Raw genomic sequence first — 16,949 nt, 5'->3', positions numbered from 1 at the left:
CGTGTCCTCCACTGGGCGACGGGGGCCGGAGCCGCGGAGCTGTCGTGAAGAAGAGTCTCCGGGCCGTCCCTTGATACAACGCCGTACCTGTGAGGCGTGGGCGCGGACCACTACCATCGGGGAGGTGACAGCGGGAAGCGACGCGGTGCAGGACCTCCTTCCGCTGGTGTTCGCCGCCCCGAACGAGGCGCTGACCCGGGCCGAGTCCGTGCTGCGCCACCGCCCGGCTCCCCTGCACGCCTCCGTCGCCCACCAGGTGATCGGCATCTGGCAGCGGGACTTCGGGGACATCCGGCTCGCCCTGCGTCATCTGCGCAGGGCGCGGGACTGGGCGGCGCGGGCGGACTCGGCGGACCGGGAGGCGGACGTCCTCGCCACCCTCGGGGTCGCGTTGGTGCACTCGGGGCGCACCCGGCAGGGCCTGGACGCCCTGGGCCGGGGCGTGCGGCGCGGCACCGGCCACACCCGTGCCCGGGTGCTGTTCCGGCGGGCGTACGCGTGGTGGGTGCTGGGCCATCACAAGGAGGCCCTGGAGGACGTACGGCGGGCCGTTCCGGTGCTGCGGCAGGCCGGGGACGTGATCTGGACGGCGCGGGCGCTGACGCTGCGGGCGACGGTGCATCTGGCACTGGGCGCGGTGGAGCGGGCGGAGGCCGACTTCGCGTCGGCGGAGGACCTGTGGGCGGTCACGGACCAGGAGCACGACAAGGCGGACGCGGTGGAGAGCCGCGGGCTGGCCGCCTTCCGCTCCGGTGACGTCCCGGCGGCGCTGCGGCTGCTGGACGAGGCGGAGGAGCGGTACGCCAAGCTGGGCACGCCGACGTTCATGCTGAGCATCCGGCGCTGCGAGGTGCTGATGGCCGCCGGTCTGGCGGCGGAGGCGCTGGCCGAGGCGGACACGGCGATCGCCGAACTGGACTCCATCGGCGGGCAGTCGACGCGCAAGGCGGAGCTGCTGCTGGCGGCCGCGCGGGCCGCCCGGCAGGCCGACGACCCGGGGACGGCGATGGCGCGGGCGGGACTCGCCGTGCGGCTGTTCGCGGGGCAGCGGCGCACCTGGTGGGAGGCGCACGCCCGGCTGGTGCTGACCGGGGCCCGGCACGAGGCCGGGAAGAGGTCGGGCAGGCTGGTCGCGGACGCGGCGGCCGTGGCGGAGCGGCTGGCGGAACTCGGCGCGCCGGCCGCCCCGGAGGCGTTCCTGCTGGCCGGGCGCATCGCGCTGGACCTGGGCCGGACGGCGGACGCGGAGCGGCACATGGCGGTGGCCGCGCGCAGCCGGCGCGGCGGGCCGCCGCTCGCGCGGATGACGGGCTGGGCGGCGCAGGCGCTGCGCGCGCGGGCGGCCGGTTCCACGCGGGGCGTGCTGGAGGCGTGCCGGCGCGGGCTCGACGTGCTGGACGACCACCGGATGACGCTGGGCGCGTCGGAGCTGCGGGCGCGGGCCACCGCGCAGGGCGCGGAGCTGGCGGCGCTGGCGCAGCAGGCCGCCCTGCGGTCGGGCGGGCCGCGGCGGCTGCTGGTGTGGAGCGAACGCTGGCGGGCCACCGCGCTGTCCGCGCCGCCGACGCGGCCGCCCGCCGACCCGGAGCTGCTGAGTCACATGACCGCGTACCGGGAGATCGCGGCCCGCGCCGAGGAGGCCCGGATGGAGGGCAGGCCGGTGCCGGCCCTGGAGCGGGAGCAGCGGCGTCTGGAGCGGGCGATCCGCTCCCGCACCCTGCACATGCGGGGCGAGGCGTCCGGCGACGACACCCGCTTCGACGCCGGCCGTCTGCTGGAGCGTCTGGGCGACGGCGTGCGGCTGGTGGAGCTGGCGGTGGTCGACGGGCGGGTGCAGGTGCTGCTGTGCGGGCAGGGCCGGGTGCGCCGGTTCGAGGCGGGGCCGCTGGCGGCGGCCGAGACGGAGGCCGAGCATGTGCAGGCGGGGCTGCGGCGGCTGGCCCATCCGGGGGCTCAGGCGCGGCTTCCGGTGGTGGAGGCGGCGGGCCGACGGCTGGAGGAGCTGCTGCTGGGGCCCGCCGCGGCGCACCTGGGCGACGGGCCGGTGGTGATCGTGCCGCCGGGGCGGCTGCACCGGGTGCCGTGGGCGCTGCTGCCGTCGCTGCGGGAACGGGTCGTCAGCGTGTCGCCGTCGGCGAGCAGTTGGCTGCGGGCGCGGGAGACACGTCCGCCGCGCGGCGGACGCCAGGTGCTGGTGCGCGGTCCGGGTCTCGCCACGGGCGGCGCGGAGGTGACCCGGCTGGCCGCCCGTTACGGCGGCGCGACGGTGCTGGAGCACCGGGACGCGACGGTGCCGCGGGTGCTCGCGGAGCTGGACGGGGCCGGACTGGCGCACATCGCGGCGCACGGCGCGTTCCGCACGGACGGCCCGATGTTCTCCTCCCTGCGGATGGCGGACGGCCCGCTGATCGTGCACGACTTCGAACGGCTCGGCCGCAGTCCGTACCGCATCATCCTGTCCTGCTGCGACACGGCCCGCTTCGCCACGGTCGGCGCGGACGAACTCCTCGGCCTGGTCACGGCGTTGCTGCCGTTGGGCACGGCGGGCGTGGTGGCGTGCAGCGCCCCCGTCAACGACGCGGCGGTCGTCCCCCTGATGCTCGCCCTGCACGAGGGCCTGGCCGCGGGCCTCCCCCTCCCGGAGGCCCTCCGCGACGCCCGGGCGGCCCTCCCCCCGGACGCCCTGCACCGGGCCACGGGGTGGGCCTTCACGGCGTTCGGAGCGGCGTGAGGACGGCGGTGGCGTGACGGACAGGCCGGGCGGCGGGTTCTTCGGTCGCGGGCGGGTCGCGGCGCAGGTGGGCGGCCTTCACACGGTCGGCCGTCGTGGAGAACCGCAGCACGCGGGCGTCGGGGTCCCAGTGGTGGACCATCGTGCTCAAGTGCGGGTGGCCGCTGTGTCTCACCGTGGCGAGCGTGCCGAACAGCCCGCCGGCGAGCATCTGGGAGAGGGCGTCGTCGCAGAGGGAGCGGGGTCCCGGCCGTCTGGTCACGTCCCGGGGAACACCCGTGGTGCGGCGTTCACTTCCCCGGCGTGCGTCAGGGGGCCCGCCGACACCCGGCGGACCCCCTGCTCCCGCATCGTCGGGACGACAGGATTTGAACCTGCGACCCCTTGACCCCCAGTCAAGTGCGCTACCAAGCTGCGCCACGTCCCGATGCGGCTCCCGCGGCGAACCGCGTGATCTCGCAGGTCAACCCTACCGTATGCGGAGGGGAGGGTGGGCGGGGTCCCACGGAGGCAGCCCTCACCAATGTCCTGTCAAATGGTTGACAGGACAGGCGGGCGGGCCCGAAGGTGGGCGGGCAGGACAGGACCCGGCCGGAGAGAGGCAGTCATGGTGGATGCGCTGGGCGTCGCCGTCGTCGGATTCGGCTGGATGGGGCGGGTGCACACCCAGGCGTACGCGCGGGTGGCGCACCACTTCCCCGGGCTGCCGCTGCGTCCGGAGCTGGTCACCGTCGCCGAGGAGGTGCCGGGGCGGGCGGAGGAGGCCGCCGCGCAGTTCGGGTTCGCGTCGACGACCCGCGACTGGCGTGACGTGGCCGCCGACCCGCGCGTGCGCGCGGTCAGCGTCACCGCGCCGAACTTCCTGCACCGGGAGATCGGCGTCGCCATGGCCGAGGCCGGCAAGCACCTCTGGATCGAGAAGCCGGTCGGGCTGACGGCCAAGGACGCCCGGGCGGTCGCGGACGCGGTCGCCAAGGCCGGTGTCCAGGGAGCCGTCGGCTTCAACTACCGCAACGCGCCCGCCGTGGAGGCCGCCCGCGAGCTGATCGCCTCCGGCGGGATCGGCACGGTGACGCATGCCCGCGTCCGGTTGTTCAGCGACTACGCGGCTCACCCCGAGGGCGCGCTGACCTGGCGCTACGAGCGGGAGCGCGGCGGCAGCGGGGTGCTGGGCGACCTGGCCTCGCACGGCGCCGACCTGGCCCGCTTCCTGCTCGGCGACATCGCGTCCCTGACCGCCGACACCGCGATCTTCCTCCCGGAGCGGGCCCGCCCGGCCGCCGCCACCGCGGGCCACTCCCGTGCGGCCGGCGGTGAGCCGGGGCCGGTGGAGAACGAGGACTACGTGAGCTGCCTGCTGCGGTTCGCGTCGGGCGCGCGGGGCGTGCTGGAGGCCTGCCGGGTCTCCGTGGGCGAGCAGAACAACTACGGCTTCGAGGTGCACGGCACCGAGGGGGCGGTGTTCTGGGACTTCCGCCGGATGAACGAACTGGGCGTCAGCCGCGGCACCGGCTACCAGGACCAGCCGGTGAGCACCGTGTACGTCGGCCCGGGGGACGGCGAGTTCGGCGCGTTCCAGCCGGGCGCGGCCAACGCCATGGGCTACGACGACCTGAAGGTGATCGAGGCGTACCGCTTCCTGCGGTCGGTCGCCGAGGGCGTTCCGTACGGCGCCACCCTCGCGGACGCGGTGCACAGCGCCACGGTGCTGGACGCGATGGTGCGGTCGGCGGAGGACGGGGTGTGGGTGGACGTGCCCGGGTGACACGCCCGGCGGCCCCCGGCCCTGACGCTCACCCCGCCGCCCGTGCGTCCTCCTTGCGCCCCAGCCACACCTTGACCGGCACCAGGACCAGCCACCACCACATGGCGGCGGGCCCCACCAGCAGGGCCAGCGGAATGGACACCACGAACACCGCCACGGTGGCCCCCAGGTCGAGGGCGTAGAGGAACTCGTCGCGGACGGGTCCGGCGTCGCCGCGCAGCCAGGGCCGGCGGCTGATGACGGCGGCGAGGGCGAGGTGGACGGCGCCGAGGGAGGCCACCGCCGCCGAGTAGATGACGACGGAGGCGCGTTCGCCGCCGTACTCGGAGACCAGGGCGGTGGGGAACGGCAGCAGCGCGGCGAGGCCCAGACCGAGGACGGTCAGCCAGATCACGTCGGCGTCCACCTGCCGCACCGGGCGGAAGAGGGCCCGGTGGTCGCGCCAGAAGCCGGCCAGCACGGCGAGGGTGATCGCGTAGGCGCCCAGGTTGGGCAGGAGGTCGCCGAGCGCCTCGTGGAACCCCTCGGAGTCCAGCCCCTGCGGCACGCGGAGGTCGAGGACCAGCAGGGTGATGGCGATGGCGAACACGCCGTCGGAGAGCGCCACCAGCCGGTCCGGCCCGCCTTCCGTGGTCGGTTTCCTCATGCGCACGACGGTAGGCACGGCGGGCCCGGCGCGGGGCGGTACACGCCCGGCGGGTCACCCGGCCACGGCGGGGGCGGGCATGTTGTAGGGGGTGACCACCTGGATCGCGGACGGCAGGGTGGGTCCGGCGGGCGGCAGCGCGCCGTGGGCGCGCATCACCAGGTGGCAGGCCTCGCGCAGGTCGTGCCGCAGGTCGTGGTGGAGGACGGCGGAGAGCCGGTGCTCGCGCAGCAGCCGGGTGTTGTCGTGGTCGAGGTCGTGGGCGATGAACACGGCGCACTCGCGTCCGGCGTCCTCGAAGGCGCGCAGGGTGGCGATGTTGCCGCCGCCGATCGAGTAGACCGCGCGGATCTCCGGGTCGCGTTCCAGGGCGGCGCGGACCAGGTCGTACTGGGTGGCGTCCAGGCCCTGGCCCTCGGCGATCTCGACGAGGGTGCGCCCGGGGTGCCGGGCGCGCATGGTGCTGCGGAAGCCCATCTCGCGCTCCTCCTCGTTGCGGAAGAAGCCGCTGGAGAGGCTGGTGAGCACATTGCCGGGCCGGTCGCCGAGCCACTGGCCCATGAGGTAGGCGGCGGTGGCGCCGGCCGCGCGGTTGTCGCTGCCGACGTGGCCGACGCGGGCGCTGACCGGCAGGTCCGTCACCAGGGTCACGACGGGGATGCCGGCCGCCGCGAGCCGGCCGACGGCGGCGGTGACCTCGGGGACGTCGGGGGCCTTGAGGAGGACGCCCTGGGAGCCGCGGCGGGCGATCCGGTCGAGGACGGCGACCAGTTCCTCCGCCGGGCCGGTCTCCCGGAAGTGGAAGCGGGAGCGCACCACCGCCGGGTGCAGGGAGGGCAGTTCGGCCTCCAGGGCGGTGCGGACGGCCGTGGAGAAGCGCTCCGGCGACTGCATGACGATGTCCACCATGAACGTCCGGCCGACCAGGCGGACCTGGGTGCGCTGCCGGTCCAGGTCGGCGATGGCCCGGTGCACCTCACGCGCGGTGCTCTCCCGCACCCCGCCGCGGCCGTTGAGCACCCGGTCCACCGTGGCCTCGCTCAATCCGGCCTGACGTGCGATGTCCCGGATCGGGAACGGGTGGCCCATGCGACTGCTCCTGAGGGTTTTTTGATGGGTTCCTGATGGTGGTGCGAGGGGTTTGTTCTGACAAGAATGACATCACCCGCGTCGCTCCGTGACCCGAAGGGACGATTCCATGTCCGCATCGTCTTCCGTGCAGACCCCCGCGCCGGCCGCCTGGCTGTCGGAGCGGGACTGCGATCTGGACGCCTTCCGCGCCCTGGTCGAGCAGTCGACCGACGCCTCCTCCTACCCGCTGGCCTCCGCCGTCGAGCGGAACGTGCTGCTCTACGACGCCGAGCGGCTGGCGCTCGCCGACCGCCGCGCCGCTCAGGCCGAGCTGGTCCGCGCCCTCGCCGACGGCCCCGGCATCGTGGTGATCCGCAGCGCGTTCTCCGACACGTCGGTGGTGGACCGGACCACCGCCGTGTTCGACGCCCTGATCTCCCAGCAGCGGGCCTCGGGCGCCGCCGCGGGCGACCACTTCGCCGCGCCGGGCGCCAACGACCGGGTGTGGAACGCCCTGGAGAAGGCCGCGCTGCACGACCCGGAGGCGTTCGCCGACTACTACGCGAACGACATGATCGCCCTGGTGTCCACGGCCTGGCTGGGCCCCGGCTACCAGGTGACCTCGCAGGTCAACGTGGTCAACCCGGGCGGCGCGGCGCAGACCGTGCACCGCGACTACCACCTGGGCTTCCTCTCCGACGCGGCCGCGGCCGCCTACCCGGCGCACGTGCACCGCCTCTCCCCCGTGCTCACCCTCCAGGGCGCCGTCGCGCACTGCGACATGCCCGTGGAGTCCGGGCCGACGATGTACCTGCCGCACTCGCAGAAGTTCGAGGCCGGCTATCTCGCGTGGCGGCGGCCCGAGTTCCACGCGTACTTCGAGGAGCACCACGTCCAGCTCCCGCTGGCCAAGGGCGACGCCGTGTTCTTCAACCCGGCGCTGTTCCACGCCGCCGGCGCCAACCGCTCGGCGGACATCCGGCGCGCGGCCAACCTGCTCCAGGTGTCCTCCGCGTTCGGGCGGGCCATGGAGACCGTGGACCGCGAGGCCGTGGTGGGCGCCGTCTACCCGGTGCTGCTGGCGCGCAAGGCCGAGGGCGCCTCGGAGCAGTGGCTGGAGAACGTGATCGCGGCGAGCGCCGAGGGTTACCCGTTCCCCACCAACCTGGACAACGACCCGCCGGTCGAAGGGCTCGCCCCGCCCTCCCAGGCCGACGTGGTGCGCCGTGCGCTGCGGGAGGGCCGGACCGCGCGCGCCCTGCGCGACGAGCTGCGGGCCTGTGCCGCGCGGCGCGCGAGCTGACCCGGAACCGGAAGAACCCGGAAGAGACCCGAAGGACACCGAAGGACATCATGGGACTTCTCGACGACAAGGTCGTCCTCGTCAACGGCGGCAGCCAGGGTGTGGGTGCCGCCGTCGCACGGGCCGCGGTGCGCGAGGGCGCGGTCGTGGCGGTCAGCGGCCGCCGCCCGGAGCCGGGCGAGGCGCTGGTCGCCGAACTTGCCGGACAGGGCGGCAAGGCCATGTTCGTACGGGCCGACCTGGCCGACGCCGAACAGGCCAAGGACTCCGTCGCCCAGGTCGTGCGGGCGCACGGACGGATCGACTGCCTGGTCAACTCCGCCGGGCTGACCTCGCGCGGCACGCTCCTGGACACCACGCCGGAGCTGTTCGACCAGCACGTCGCCATCAACCTCAAGGCGCCGTTCTTCGCCATGCAGGCGGCGGTCGCGGACATGGTGCGGCGCGCCGAGCCCGGCACGATCGTCAACATCATCACCTCGTCCGCGCACGGCGGGCAGCCGTTCCTCGCCCCCTACGTCGCCGCCAAGGCGGGCCTGATGGGCCTGACGCGCAACGCGGCGCACGCCCACCGGTGGGACCGGATCCGGATCAACGGCCTGAACATCGGCTGGACCGCGACCGAGGGCGAGGACGCCACGCAGCGCGCCTTCCACGGCGCCGGCGACGACTGGCGGGAGCGGGCCGCCGCGCGGCTGCCCCTGGGCAAGCTCGGCCAGCCGGACGAGATCGCCGACTTCGTGGTCCTGCTGCTGTCCGACCGGTCCGGGGTGGTCACCGGGTCCGTCATCGACTGGGACCAGAACGTCCTCGGCGGACTCGACTGACCCTCCCCCGGGCCCGCCCGCACCGACCGGCCGCACCGACGGCACCACCCGCACCCAAGGAGCACCGCCCCATGCGCATCGGAATCCTCGGCCTCGGCCGCATCGGCGCCTTCCACGCCGAGACCCTGTCCGGGCTCGACGCCGTCGAGTCCCTCGTCGTCTCCGACCCGTTCGCGGACGCCGCGAAGGCCGCCGCGGAGCGCTTCGGCGCGCAGGTCGCGGACTCCCCCGAGGCGGTGCTCGCGGCCGGGGTGGACGGCGTGGTCGTCGCCGCCGCCACCGACGCCCACCCGGGGCTGATCACGGCCTGCGTGGAGGCGGGCGTCCCCGTCTTCTGCGAGAAGCCCGTGGCCCGCACCATGGCCGAGGGCGTCGAGGTGCTGAAGGCCGTGGCGGGCCGGGACGTGCCGGTGCAGATCGGCTACAACCGCCGCTTCGACGCCGGTTTCGCCGCCGCCCGCGCCGCCGTCCGGGGCGGAGAGCTGGGCACGCTGCACACCGTGCGGTCGACCACGCTGGACCCGGCGCCGCCGCCGGCCGCGTACATCGCGGCGTCCGGGGGCATCTTCCGGGACTGCTCGGTGCACGACTTCGACATCATCCGCTGGGTGACCGGCCGCGAGGTGACCGAGGTGTACGCGGTCGGCGGCAACCGGGGCGCCGGCTACATCAAGGAGGCGGGTGACGCCGACACCACCGGGGCGATCCTCACCCTCGACGACGGCACCCTCGCGGTGGTCTCCAACAGCCGTCACAATGCCCGGGGTTACGACGTCCGCATGGAGATCCACGGCTTCACCGACTCCATCGCGGTGGGCCTGGAGGACAAGCTGCCGCTGCGCTCGGTGGAGCCGGGCGTGACCTTCCCGGCCGGTGTGCCGCACGACTTCTTCATGGACCGCTTCACCGACGCCTACCGCGCCGAACTCGCCGCGTTCACCGAGGTCGTGGCGGGCGCCCGCCCGTCGCCGTGCACGATCGAGGACGCCCTCGAGGCCGGCTGGATCGCCGAGGCGTGCACACGGTCGCTGCACGAGCACCGTCCCGTCACCGTCGAGGAGGTGCGGCAGGCATGAGCGGGTCCGCTCCGCGGCCTCCGCGCATCGGGACGCCGCGGGCCGCGCGGATCACCTAGCGCTCTCGTCGCCCCGGCCCGGGCGGGCGGCCGCCGCCTGGTCGCGGTGGCCGCCCGCGGCCGCTCCCGCGCCGGGGCCTCCGCCGCCGCGCACGGCGTGGAGCGGCCCCGCGGCCCGTACGCCGAGCTGCTCGCCGGCCCCGCCGAAGGCGTTCGCCGGCCGGGTGCGCCGGCCGGGACCCGCGCCTCCCCGCTCGGCCACGGGCGGCACGGCCGCGGCGACCGCCGGGAGGGGCAGCGGGACGTGCCCGCGCGGGGCCGGCCGTACGGTCACGGCCGGCCCCGCGCGGGCACGCGCGTTCAGGCGTACAGCGGCGGCTTCTGCGCGAGGTCGACCTCCACCCGGCCGCCCTGCTCCAGCGCCCGGACGCCCGCCTCGCAGACGGCCGCGGCGGCGTAGCCGTCCCAGGTGCTCGGGCCGGTGACCTCGCCGCGGCGGGTGGCGTCGACCCAGGCCTGGACCTCGTCGTCGTAGGCCTGGGCGAAGCGGTCGGTCCAGTCCTGGGCGACGGTGCCGCCCCAGCGGCCGGCCATGTGGGTGACGAGCTGGTGGCCGTCGCCGATGCGGGCGGTGCCGCGTTCGCAGACCGCCTCGGCCTGCACCTGGTAGCCGAAGCCGCAGTTGACGAAGATCTCCACGTCGGAGAGCGCGCCCCCGTCGGTCTCCAGGACGACGAACTGCGGGTCGCGCAGTCCTTCGGGTGCGCCGGAGGAGGGTGCGGGGCGCAGCACCGTCACGGCGGTGATCTCGTGGCCCAGCAGCCAGCGGGTGACGTCGACCTCGTGGGCGACGGAGTCGCTGATCAGCATGGAGCTGGTGAAGAAGGGCGGGCTGGCCACGTTGCGGTGCCGGTTGTGCAGCATCAGCGGCCGGCCCAGCTGTCCGCTGCCCAGCAGGGCCTTGAGGCGGACGTACTCGGTGTCGTAGCGGCGCATGAAGCCGACCTGCACCCGGCGGTGGCCGAGGGCGGTTTCGGCTTCCATCACGCGCAGCGCGGAGGCCGCGTCGGGGGTGAGCGGCTTCTCGCACAGCACCGGCAGGTCGTGCGCGAACGCGGTGAGCAGCGCCGCCTCGTGGGCGGGCCCGGAGGAGGCGACGAGGACGGCGTCGACGTCCGCCGACGCCAACGCCTCGGCCGCGTCGGTGTGGGCGGTGCAGCCGTCGACGCCGGCCGCGACGGCCTCGGCCCGTTCCTCGTCGATGTCGACGACCGCGGCGACCCGCGCCCCGCTGATCACCCGGTCGATCCGCCGCACGTGGTCGGCGCCCATGCGGCCGGTGCCGACGACCGCGATGCCGAGGGGCTCGCGCCGGTTCATGTGTCGCCTCCCGGTCCGGGTGAGGGTGGTCAGGCGCCGCAGGAGCGGAGGAACTTGCGGGTGCGGACGGCGATGGGCAGCGGCTTGTCCGGCTCGCACGGGTACATGTCCTGCTCGACGATCGCGAACAGGTCCACGCCCAGCTTCTGCGCGGCCGTGAGGACCGGGCCCAGCTCCGGCACGCCGGCCGGCGGTTCGCACATCACCCCGCGCTGGACGGCGGGCCCGAAGGGGATCTCGTTCTTGACGACGTCGGCGAGGATCTCGGGGTCCACCTGCTTGAGGTGCAGGTAGCCGATGCGTTCGCCGTAGGTCTCGATCAGCTTGACGCTGTCGCCGCCGCAGTAGGCGTAGTGACCGGTGTCGAGGCAGAGGCTGACCAGGCCGGAGTCGGTGGAGTCGAGGAAGCGCTCCACGTGCTCCTCGGTGTCGATGTGGGTGTCGGCGTGCGGGTGGACGACGATGTCCAGGCCGTACGTCTCCCTCACCTCGCGGCCGAGGCGTTCCATGCCCCGGGTGAGGTGGCCCCACTGCTCGGTGGTGAGCTCCGGCGGCTCCAGGATCTCGGCGGTCTTGTCGTCCCGCCAGAAGGACGGGATGACGACCAGGTGCTTCGCGTCCATCGCCCGGGTGAGCGCGGCGACGCGGCTGACCTGCTCCCAGGTGGCGTCCCACTCGGACGGGCCGCGGTGCAGCCCGCAGAAGATGGTGCCGGCGGAGACGCTGAGGCCGCGCCGCTGCACCTCGTCGGTGAGGCGGGCCGGGTCGGTCGGCAGGTAGCCGTAGGGGCCGAGTTCGATCCAGGAGTAGCCGGCCTCGGCGACCTCGTCGAGGAAGCGCTGCCAGGGCACCTGCTGCGGGTCGTCGGGGAACCAGACGCCCCAGGAGTCGGGGGCGGAACCGACCCGGATGCGGTCGAGCGCGACTGCCATGTCAGGACGTCCCTTCGGGGGTTGCGGCCGTGGGTGCGCGGAGGTCGCCGGTTTCGGGGAGCCCCTCCGTGTCGACGCCGCGGACCTGCGCGAGCTCGTGCTTGAGCGCGGCCAGTTCCGCGCCGCCCGCCATGTGGTTGGTCAGCTCCTCGAGGCTGACCTCGCTGCGGTCGGCGCTGAGCTCCAGGGTGCCCAGGCGCAGCACGTTGAAGTGGTCGCCGACCATGTAGGCGTGGTGCGGGTTGTGGGTGATGAAGATGACGCCGAGGCCTCGGTCGCGGGCCATGGCGATGTACTTCAGGACGACGCCGGACTGCTTGACGCCGAGGGCGGCGGTGGGCTCGTCGAGGATGAGGACGCGGGCGCCGAAGTAGACGGCGCGGGCGATCGCCACGCACTGGCGCTGGCCGCCGGAGAGCGTGCCGATGGGCTGCTCCAGGTCGTCCAGGACGATGCCCATGTTGCGCAGTTCCTCGTCGGCGGTCCGCTTCATGCGGTCGATGTCGAGGCGGCGCAGCGGCCAGGGGCCCTTGGTCATCTCGGAGCCGAGGAAGAAGTTGCGCCACACCGGCATCAGCGGGACGACGGCGAGGTCCTGGTAGACGGTGGCGATGCCCCGGTCGAGGGCCTCGCGCGGGGTGGAGAACCGGACCGGTTCGCCGTCGACGAGGAACTCGCCCTCGGTGTGCTGGTGCAGCCCCGAGACGATCTTGATGAGGGTGGACTTGCCGGCGCCGTTGTCGCCGAGGACGCAGGTCACCCTGGAGGGGTGGACGGTCAGGTCGACGCCGTGCAGGGCGCGGATGTTGCCGTAGGACTTGCCTGCGGCGCGGAGCTCGACCAGGGGGCGGTCCTCGCCGGCCGGGGTGTCCGTGCGGACGGCACCGTCGGTGCCGGTCGTCTTGTCGGTCATTGCGGTCACCTCCGGGTCGCCGTGCGCTGGACCCACAGATTGATGAGGACGGCGCCGAGCAGCATCACGCCGAGGAAGGCCTTGAACCAGTCGGGGTTCCAGCCGGCGTAGACGATGCCCTGCTGCACCATGCCGAACATGAAGGCCCCGAAGACCGGTCCGATCGCCGAGCCGTAGCCGCCGGTCAGCAGACAGCCGCCGATGACCGCCGCGGCGATGTAGATGAGCTCCTGGCCCACGCCCTCGCCGGACTGCACGGTGTTGAAGGAGAACAGGTTGTGCATGCCGACGAACCAGGCGCCGAAGCCGACCAGCATGAACAGGGAGATCTTGGTGAAGGTGACGGGGACGCCGACCGCGCGGGCGCTGTCCTTGTTGCCGCCGACCGCGAAGATCCAGTTGCCGTACTTGGTGCGCAGCAGGACCCAGGTGGCGAGCGCGGCGAAGACGAGCCACCAGACGACGGTGATCTTCACCTGGACGCCGCCGACCTCGAAGCTGGAGGCGAAGAGCGCCTTGGCCTGGTCGAAGCCGTCCATGTCGCTGATGCTGTCGGTGGCGACGTTGCCGGTGACGAGCTTGGTCACCGCGAGGTTCACGCCCTGGAGGATCAGGAAGGTGCCGAGGGTGACCAGGAAGCTCGGCAGCCCGGTCTTCACCAGCATCCAGCCGTTGAAGAAGCCGACCGCGAGGGACACCACGAGGGCGGCGATCACCCCCGCCCACACGTTCAGGGTGAGCTGGTAGCTCAGCATGCTCGCGGTGAGCGCGGAGGTGACGACGGCGACGCCGGCCGAGAGGTCGAACTCGCCGCCGATCATCAGCAGCGCCACGGGCAGCGCCATGATCCCGATGGTCGACGACTGGTACAGGATGTTCGCCATCGAGCTGCCGTCGCGCACCGGCGGGGCGGCGAACAGGAAGAACACCAGGACGGCGACCGCGCCGAGGAACACCCCGACCTCGGGCCGGGCGAGCAGCCGCAGCGCCAGCGGGCGCCGCGCGGTGCGGCCGTCCTTCTGCCGCTCGGGGCCGGGGGCCGGCGGTGCGGTCGCCGCCGGCTCAGCCTGTTGGGCCATGCTCATCACCGGGTGCCCTTCGCGGCGAACTGGGAGACCGCCTCGACGTTGGACTTGTCGACGAACGCCGGACCCGTCAGGACGGGCTGCTCGCCGCCGCCGCTGTAGTTGCCGTTGTTCTTGTAGAGCCACAGGCCGTCGACGGCGAGGTAGCCCTGGAGGTAGGGCTGCTGGTCCACCGCGAACTGGATGTCGCCGTCCTGGATGGCGCCGGTCAGCTCCTTGTTCAGGTCGAAGGTGGCGACCTCGGCCTTGCTGCCGGCCTCCTCGACGGACTGCACCGCGGTGGGCGCGAAGGGCGCGCCGAGGGTGACGACGTAGTCGATGGAGGTGTCCTGCTTCAGCTTGGCGGTGATGGTCGACTTCACCGACGGCATGTCGGTGCCGTTGACGTTGAGGACCTGCGTCTTGCCCTCGAAGGTCTTCTCCAGGCCGGCGCAGCGCTGGGTGAGACCGATGTTGCCCTGCTCCTGGACGACGCAGACCGCGTTCTTCGCGCCGACCTCGTTGAGCTTCTTGCCGAACGCCTCGCCCGCGACGGTCTCGTCCTGCCCGAAGAACTCCAGCAGCCCGAGGTCCTTCCAGTCGCTCAGTCCGGAGTTCAGGCCGACGACCGGGATGCCGGCCGCCTCGGCCTTGGCTATGACGCCCTTGAGCGCGTCCGGCTTGGCCAGGGTGACCGCGATGCCGTCGACCTTCTGGTCGATGGCGTTCTGCACCAGGTTGGCCTGGTTGCCCGCGTTCGGGTCGGCCGAGTAGATGAGCTTGACGTTGTCCTTGTCGGCGGCGGCCTGCGCACCCTTGCGGACGATGTCCCAGAAGGTGTCACCGGGGGCCTGGTGGGTGACCAGGGCGACCGTCATCCGAGGCGTCGAGGCCTTGCCGGCCGAGGCGTCCGCTCCGCCTTCCTCGGCCTTCTTGCCGCCGGAACCGCTGGAACAGCCGGCGAGGGTCAGGGCGGCTGCCGCCGCGGCCGCGACGAAGGGTGCGACTCTGCGGGAGCGGGGGTGGGAAGAGCGGTCCATCAGTCCTGCACCTCACTGTGCTTCACGGGGGAAAGGGCGAGGAGTCCGAGAGTCCGGTGCCCGGAACCTCGGGAGTCCGGGGGTGTGCGCCATCACACACGGCGGTTCTGCTGGGACGCGATCCAATCCCCGAAACCGCCTGCTGTCAATACTTTGTTAAGACATCATTTCACTCGCTCGTCCGAATGTAAGTACAAACTATTGACACCGCCGCCCCTCGAGACCTACACCTGGGAGGCGGCAGGTCCCCGGAAGCGCGTCCCGCCGTGGCAGGGCGTCCTGGCACCCGCATCCCCAGCAGCTCGAGGAGCGTCGCTCAATGGCCGACACACCACAGTATTTCGACCTGGTCACCATGGGTCGCATCGGGGTCGATCTTTATCCCCTGCAGACCGGGGTGCCGCTGTCGCAGGTGGAGACGTTCGGAAAGTTCCTGGGCGGCTCGGCCGCCAACGTCGCGGTCGCCGCGGCGCGGCTCGGCCGCTCCACCGCGGTGATCACCCGCACCGGGGACGACCCCTTCGGCGCCTATCTGCACGAGGCGCTGAAGGACTTCGGCGTGGACGACCGCTGGGTGACGCCGGTGGCCGCCTACCCGACCCCCGTCACCTTCTGCGAGATCTTCCCGCCGGACGACTTCCCCCTCTACTTCTACCGCCGCCCCAAGGCCCCCGACCTGGAGATCCACCCGCACGAGCTGGACCTGCCCGCGATCCGCGCGGCCGGCATCTTCTGGATCACCGGCACCGGTCTGAGCGAGGAGCCCAGCCGCACCGCCACCCTCCACGCCCTCCGGGCGCGGGCCAAGGCCGGCACCACCGTCTTCGACCTGGACTGGCGTCCCATGTTCTGGCGGGACCCGGACCAGGCCCGTCCGTACTACCGCGAGGCGCTGCGCCACGCCACGGTCGCGGTGGGCAACCTCGACGAGTGCGAGGTCGCCACCGGGGTGCGCGAGCCCGAGGCGTGCGCCGAGGCGCTGCTGGCGGCCGGCGTGGAGCTGGCCGTGGTCAAACAGGGTCCGCGGGGCGTGCTGGCCGTGCACCGGGACGGCACGCGGGCCGAGGTGGAGCCGGTGCCGGTCGAGGTGGTCAACGGCCTCGGCGCCGGCGACGCCTTCGGCGGCTCGCTCTGCCACGGTCTGCTCTCCGGGTGGGACCTGGAGCGGACCATGCGCCACGCCAACGCGGCCGGCGCCCTCGTCGCCTCGCGCCTCGCCTGCTCGTCCGCCATGCCGACCGGGCCGGAGGTCGCGGACCTCCTCGCGCGGGCCGTGGAGCCGGACGCGGCGGGCCGGCCGAGCCAGTCCTGAACGGAGCCCTTCCTTGAACCTCAGCATCCCCGACCTCACCACGGTCCGCGCCCGGCATCCCGAGGCCGTCGCCGAGGCGGCCGCCCGCCGGGCCCGCCGTCCGCTGATCGGCGACAGCGGACGGCTGATGATCGTGGCCGCCGACCACCCCGCCCGGGGCGCGCTCGGCATAGGCGACCGGCGCCTGGCCATGGCCGACCGGGCCGACCTGCTGGAACGCCTGTGCGTCGCGCTGTCCCGGCCGGGCGTGGACGGGGTGCTGGCCACCGCCGACATCCTGGAGGACCTGCTGCTGCTCGGCGCGCTGGAGAACAAGGTCGTCATGGGGTCGATGAACCGCGGCGGCCTCGCCGGGGCGTCCTTCGAGATGGACGACCGCTTCACCGGGCACCGCGCCGAGGACATCGCCCGGCTCGGCTTCGACGCGGGCAAGCTGCTGGTGCGGATCGACTACGACGATCCCGGCTCGCTCGCCACCCTGGAGTCCTCCGCCCGCGCCGTCGACGCGATGGCCGCACACCGGCTGCCGGTGTTCGTGGAGCCGTTCATCTCCCGCCGGGTGGACGGACGCGTCCGCAACGACCTGTCCGCCGAGGCCGTGACCCGGTCCATCGCCATCGCCTCCGGACTGGGCGGCACCTCCGCCTACACCTGGCTGAAGCTGCCGGTCACCGAGAACGTGGACGACATGGCGGAGGTGCTGCGCACCTCGACGCTGCCGGTGGTGCTGCTCGGCGGCGAGGTCGGCGACCAGGAGGCGGCCTACGAGCGGTGGGGCAAGGCACTGCGGCTGCCCACCGTGCAGGGCATGGTCGTCGGCCGCTCCCTGCTCTACCCGGCCGAGGGCAGCGTGGAGACGGCGGTGGACACCGCCGTCGGCCTGTTGTGAC

General features: G+C 73.5%; 16 protein-coding genes and 1 tRNA gene. 7 read left to right on the top strand and 10 right to left on the bottom strand.

Features of this window, described 5'->3' with window-relative positions; all coding sequences use genetic code 11:
• Nucleotides 1–124 precede the first annotated feature (124 nt).
• Nucleotides 125–2,731 carry a CHAT domain-containing protein gene (locus ACIQ8B_RS29275; protein ID WP_403550900.1) on the top strand — a complete coding sequence of 869 codons (2,607 nt, stop codon included), beginning with the start codon at nt 125–127 and terminating at the stop codon, nt 2,729–2,731.
• Here the strand turns inward: ACIQ8B_RS29275 and ACIQ8B_RS29270 are convergent.
• Nucleotides 2,709–2,993, bottom strand: coding sequence for a pyridoxamine 5'-phosphate oxidase family protein (locus ACIQ8B_RS29270; RefSeq protein WP_403550897.1), 285 nt, complete (start codon nt 2,991–2,993; stop codon nt 2,709–2,711). The two genes, ACIQ8B_RS29275 and ACIQ8B_RS29270, sit on opposite strands and share 23 nt — an antisense overlap.
• A gap of 91 nt (nt 2,994–3,084) precedes the next feature.
• Nucleotides 3,085–3,158: transfer RNA gene (locus ACIQ8B_RS29265), tRNA-Pro, on the bottom strand.
• Nucleotides 3,159–3,338: 180 nt separating this feature from the next.
• Here ACIQ8B_RS29265 and ACIQ8B_RS29260 point away from each other — a divergent pair.
• The gene (locus tag ACIQ8B_RS29260; protein WP_290009516.1) at nt 3,339–4,496 is read left to right on the top strand and encodes a Gfo/Idh/MocA family protein; all 1,158 of its coding nucleotides are present in this window, start codon (nt 3,339–3,341) and stop codon (nt 4,494–4,496) included.
• A gap of 28 nt (nt 4,497–4,524) precedes the next feature.
• Here ACIQ8B_RS29260 and ACIQ8B_RS29255 read toward each other — a convergent pair whose 3' ends face one another.
• Both ACIQ8B_RS29255 and ACIQ8B_RS29250 read right to left on the bottom strand, forming a co-directional pair.
• A complete protein-coding gene (locus ACIQ8B_RS29255) occupies nt 4,525–5,142 on the bottom strand; it encodes a TMEM175 family protein (RefSeq protein ID WP_403550895.1) in 618 nt (205 codons plus the stop codon).
• 54 nt (nt 5,143–5,196) lie between these two features.
• Nucleotides 5,197–6,231 carry a LacI family DNA-binding transcriptional regulator gene (locus ACIQ8B_RS29250; protein WP_106411309.1) on the bottom strand — a complete coding sequence of 345 codons (1,035 nt, stop codon included), beginning with the start codon at nt 6,229–6,231 and terminating at the stop codon, nt 5,197–5,199.
• Between the two features lie 109 nt (nt 6,232–6,340).
• Here ACIQ8B_RS29250 and ACIQ8B_RS29245 point away from each other — a divergent pair, with 109 nt between their 5' ends.
• The 3 genes from ACIQ8B_RS29245 to ACIQ8B_RS29235 all read left to right on the top strand — a co-directional run bounded on the left by ACIQ8B_RS29245 (nt 6,341) and on the right by ACIQ8B_RS29235 (nt 9,419).
• Nucleotides 6,341–7,516, top strand: a complete 1,176-nt coding sequence (locus ACIQ8B_RS29245; RefSeq protein WP_403550893.1) for a phytanoyl-CoA dioxygenase family protein — start codon at nt 6,341–6,343, stop codon at nt 7,514–7,516.
• 50 nt (nt 7,517–7,566) lie between these two features.
• A complete protein-coding gene (locus ACIQ8B_RS29240) occupies nt 7,567–8,343 on the top strand; it encodes an SDR family oxidoreductase (RefSeq protein WP_106411311.1) in 777 nt (258 codons plus the stop codon).
• A gap of 71 nt (nt 8,344–8,414) precedes the next feature.
• Nucleotides 8,415–9,419, top strand: a complete 1,005-nt coding sequence (locus tag ACIQ8B_RS29235) for a Gfo/Idh/MocA family oxidoreductase (RefSeq protein ID WP_290009509.1) — start codon at nt 8,415–8,417, stop codon at nt 9,417–9,419.
• A 51-nt stretch (nt 9,420–9,470) separates the two neighbouring features.
• Here the strand turns inward: ACIQ8B_RS29235 and ACIQ8B_RS29230 are convergent, their stop codons facing one another.
• Genes ACIQ8B_RS29230 through ACIQ8B_RS29205 form a run of 6 tightly spaced genes read right to left on the bottom strand, consistent with a single transcriptional unit; the run spans nt 9,471 to nt 14,747 of the window.
• Entirely contained in the window at nt 9,471–9,752 is a 282-nt protein-coding gene (locus ACIQ8B_RS29230) for a hypothetical protein (protein WP_403550890.1), read from the bottom strand.
• A 26-nt stretch (nt 9,753–9,778) separates the two neighbouring features.
• Entirely contained in the window at nt 9,779–10,798 is a 1,020-nt protein-coding gene (locus ACIQ8B_RS29225) for a Gfo/Idh/MocA family protein (protein ID WP_290009508.1), read from the bottom strand.
• Nucleotides 10,799–10,827: 29 nt separating this feature from the next.
• The gene (locus tag ACIQ8B_RS29220) at nt 10,828–11,730 is read right to left on the bottom strand and encodes a sugar phosphate isomerase/epimerase (RefSeq protein WP_106411314.1); all 903 of its coding nucleotides are present in this window, start codon (nt 11,728–11,730) and stop codon (nt 10,828–10,830) included.
• Nucleotide 11,731: 1 nt separating this feature from the next.
• On the bottom strand, nt 11,732–12,643 hold the full coding sequence (locus ACIQ8B_RS29215) for an ATP-binding cassette domain-containing protein (protein WP_290009505.1): 912 nt from the start codon (nt 12,641–12,643) through the stop codon (nt 11,732–11,734).
• Between the two features lie 5 nt (nt 12,644–12,648).
• Nucleotides 12,649–13,728, bottom strand: coding sequence for an ABC transporter permease (locus ACIQ8B_RS29210; RefSeq protein WP_290009503.1), 1,080 nt, complete (start codon nt 13,726–13,728; stop codon nt 12,649–12,651).
• Nucleotides 13,728–14,747: a sugar ABC transporter substrate-binding protein gene (locus ACIQ8B_RS29205; protein ID WP_403550886.1), complete on the bottom strand. Its 1,020-nt coding sequence runs from the start codon at nt 14,745–14,747 to the stop codon at nt 13,728–13,730. The genes ACIQ8B_RS29210 and ACIQ8B_RS29205 overlap by 1 nt, the downstream gene beginning before the upstream one ends.
• A 319-nt stretch (nt 14,748–15,066) precedes the next feature.
• Here ACIQ8B_RS29205 and iolC point away from each other — a divergent pair, with 319 nt between their 5' ends.
• Nucleotides 15,067–16,059: a 5-dehydro-2-deoxygluconokinase gene (gene iolC / locus ACIQ8B_RS29200; RefSeq protein WP_106411318.1), complete on the top strand. Its 993-nt coding sequence runs from the start codon at nt 15,067–15,069 to the stop codon at nt 16,057–16,059.
• A 13-nt stretch (nt 16,060–16,072) separates the two neighbouring features.
• Nucleotides 16,073–16,948, top strand: coding sequence for a deoxyribose-phosphate aldolase (locus ACIQ8B_RS29195; RefSeq protein WP_290009500.1), 876 nt, complete (start codon nt 16,073–16,075; stop codon nt 16,946–16,948).
• Nucleotide 16,949: the final 1 nt, after the last annotated feature.

Origin of the sequence: Streptomyces sp. NPDC096105 (genome assembly GCF_044763335.1) — a bacterium.
In the GTDB taxonomy this organism is placed as follows: Bacteria; Actinomycetota; Actinomycetes; order Streptomycetales; family Streptomycetaceae; genus Streptomyces.
Note: the sequence above shows the minus strand (reverse complement) of the source record. Positions and strands in the feature narration are given on the sequence as shown.

Coding starts and splice junctions, on each gene's coding strand:
- ACIQ8B_RS29210 (WP_290009503.1), bottom strand. CDS start 13,728: ATGAGCATGGCCCAACAGGCTGAGCCGGCGGCGACCGCACCGCCGGCC.
- ACIQ8B_RS29240 (WP_106411311.1), top strand. CDS start 7,567: ATGGGACTTCTCGACGACAAGGTCGTCCTCGTCAACGGCGGCAGCCAG.
- ACIQ8B_RS29220 (WP_106411314.1), bottom strand. CDS start 11,730: ATGGCAGTCGCGCTCGACCGCATCCGGGTCGGTTCCGCCCCCGACTCC.
- ACIQ8B_RS29245 (WP_403550893.1), top strand. CDS start 6,341: ATGTCCGCATCGTCTTCCGTGCAGACCCCCGCGCCGGCCGCCTGGCTG.
- ACIQ8B_RS29215 (WP_290009505.1), bottom strand. CDS start 12,643: ATGACCGACAAGACGACCGGCACCGACGGTGCCGTCCGCACGGACACC.
- ACIQ8B_RS29205 (WP_403550886.1), bottom strand. CDS start 14,747: ATGGACCGCTCTTCCCACCCCCGCTCCCGCAGAGTCGCACCCTTCGTC.
- iolC (WP_106411318.1), top strand. CDS start 15,067: ATGGCCGACACACCACAGTATTTCGACCTGGTCACCATGGGTCGCATC.
- ACIQ8B_RS29260 (WP_290009516.1), top strand. CDS start 3,339: ATGGTGGATGCGCTGGGCGTCGCCGTCGTCGGATTCGGCTGGATGGGG.
- ACIQ8B_RS29250 (WP_106411309.1), bottom strand. CDS start 6,231: ATGGGCCACCCGTTCCCGATCCGGGACATCGCACGTCAGGCCGGATTG.
- ACIQ8B_RS29225 (WP_290009508.1), bottom strand. CDS start 10,798: ATGAACCGGCGCGAGCCCCTCGGCATCGCGGTCGTCGGCACCGGCCGC.
- ACIQ8B_RS29255 (WP_403550895.1), bottom strand. CDS start 5,142: ATGAGGAAACCGACCACGGAAGGCGGGCCGGACCGGCTGGTGGCGCTC.
- ACIQ8B_RS29235 (WP_290009509.1), top strand. CDS start 8,415: ATGCGCATCGGAATCCTCGGCCTCGGCCGCATCGGCGCCTTCCACGCC.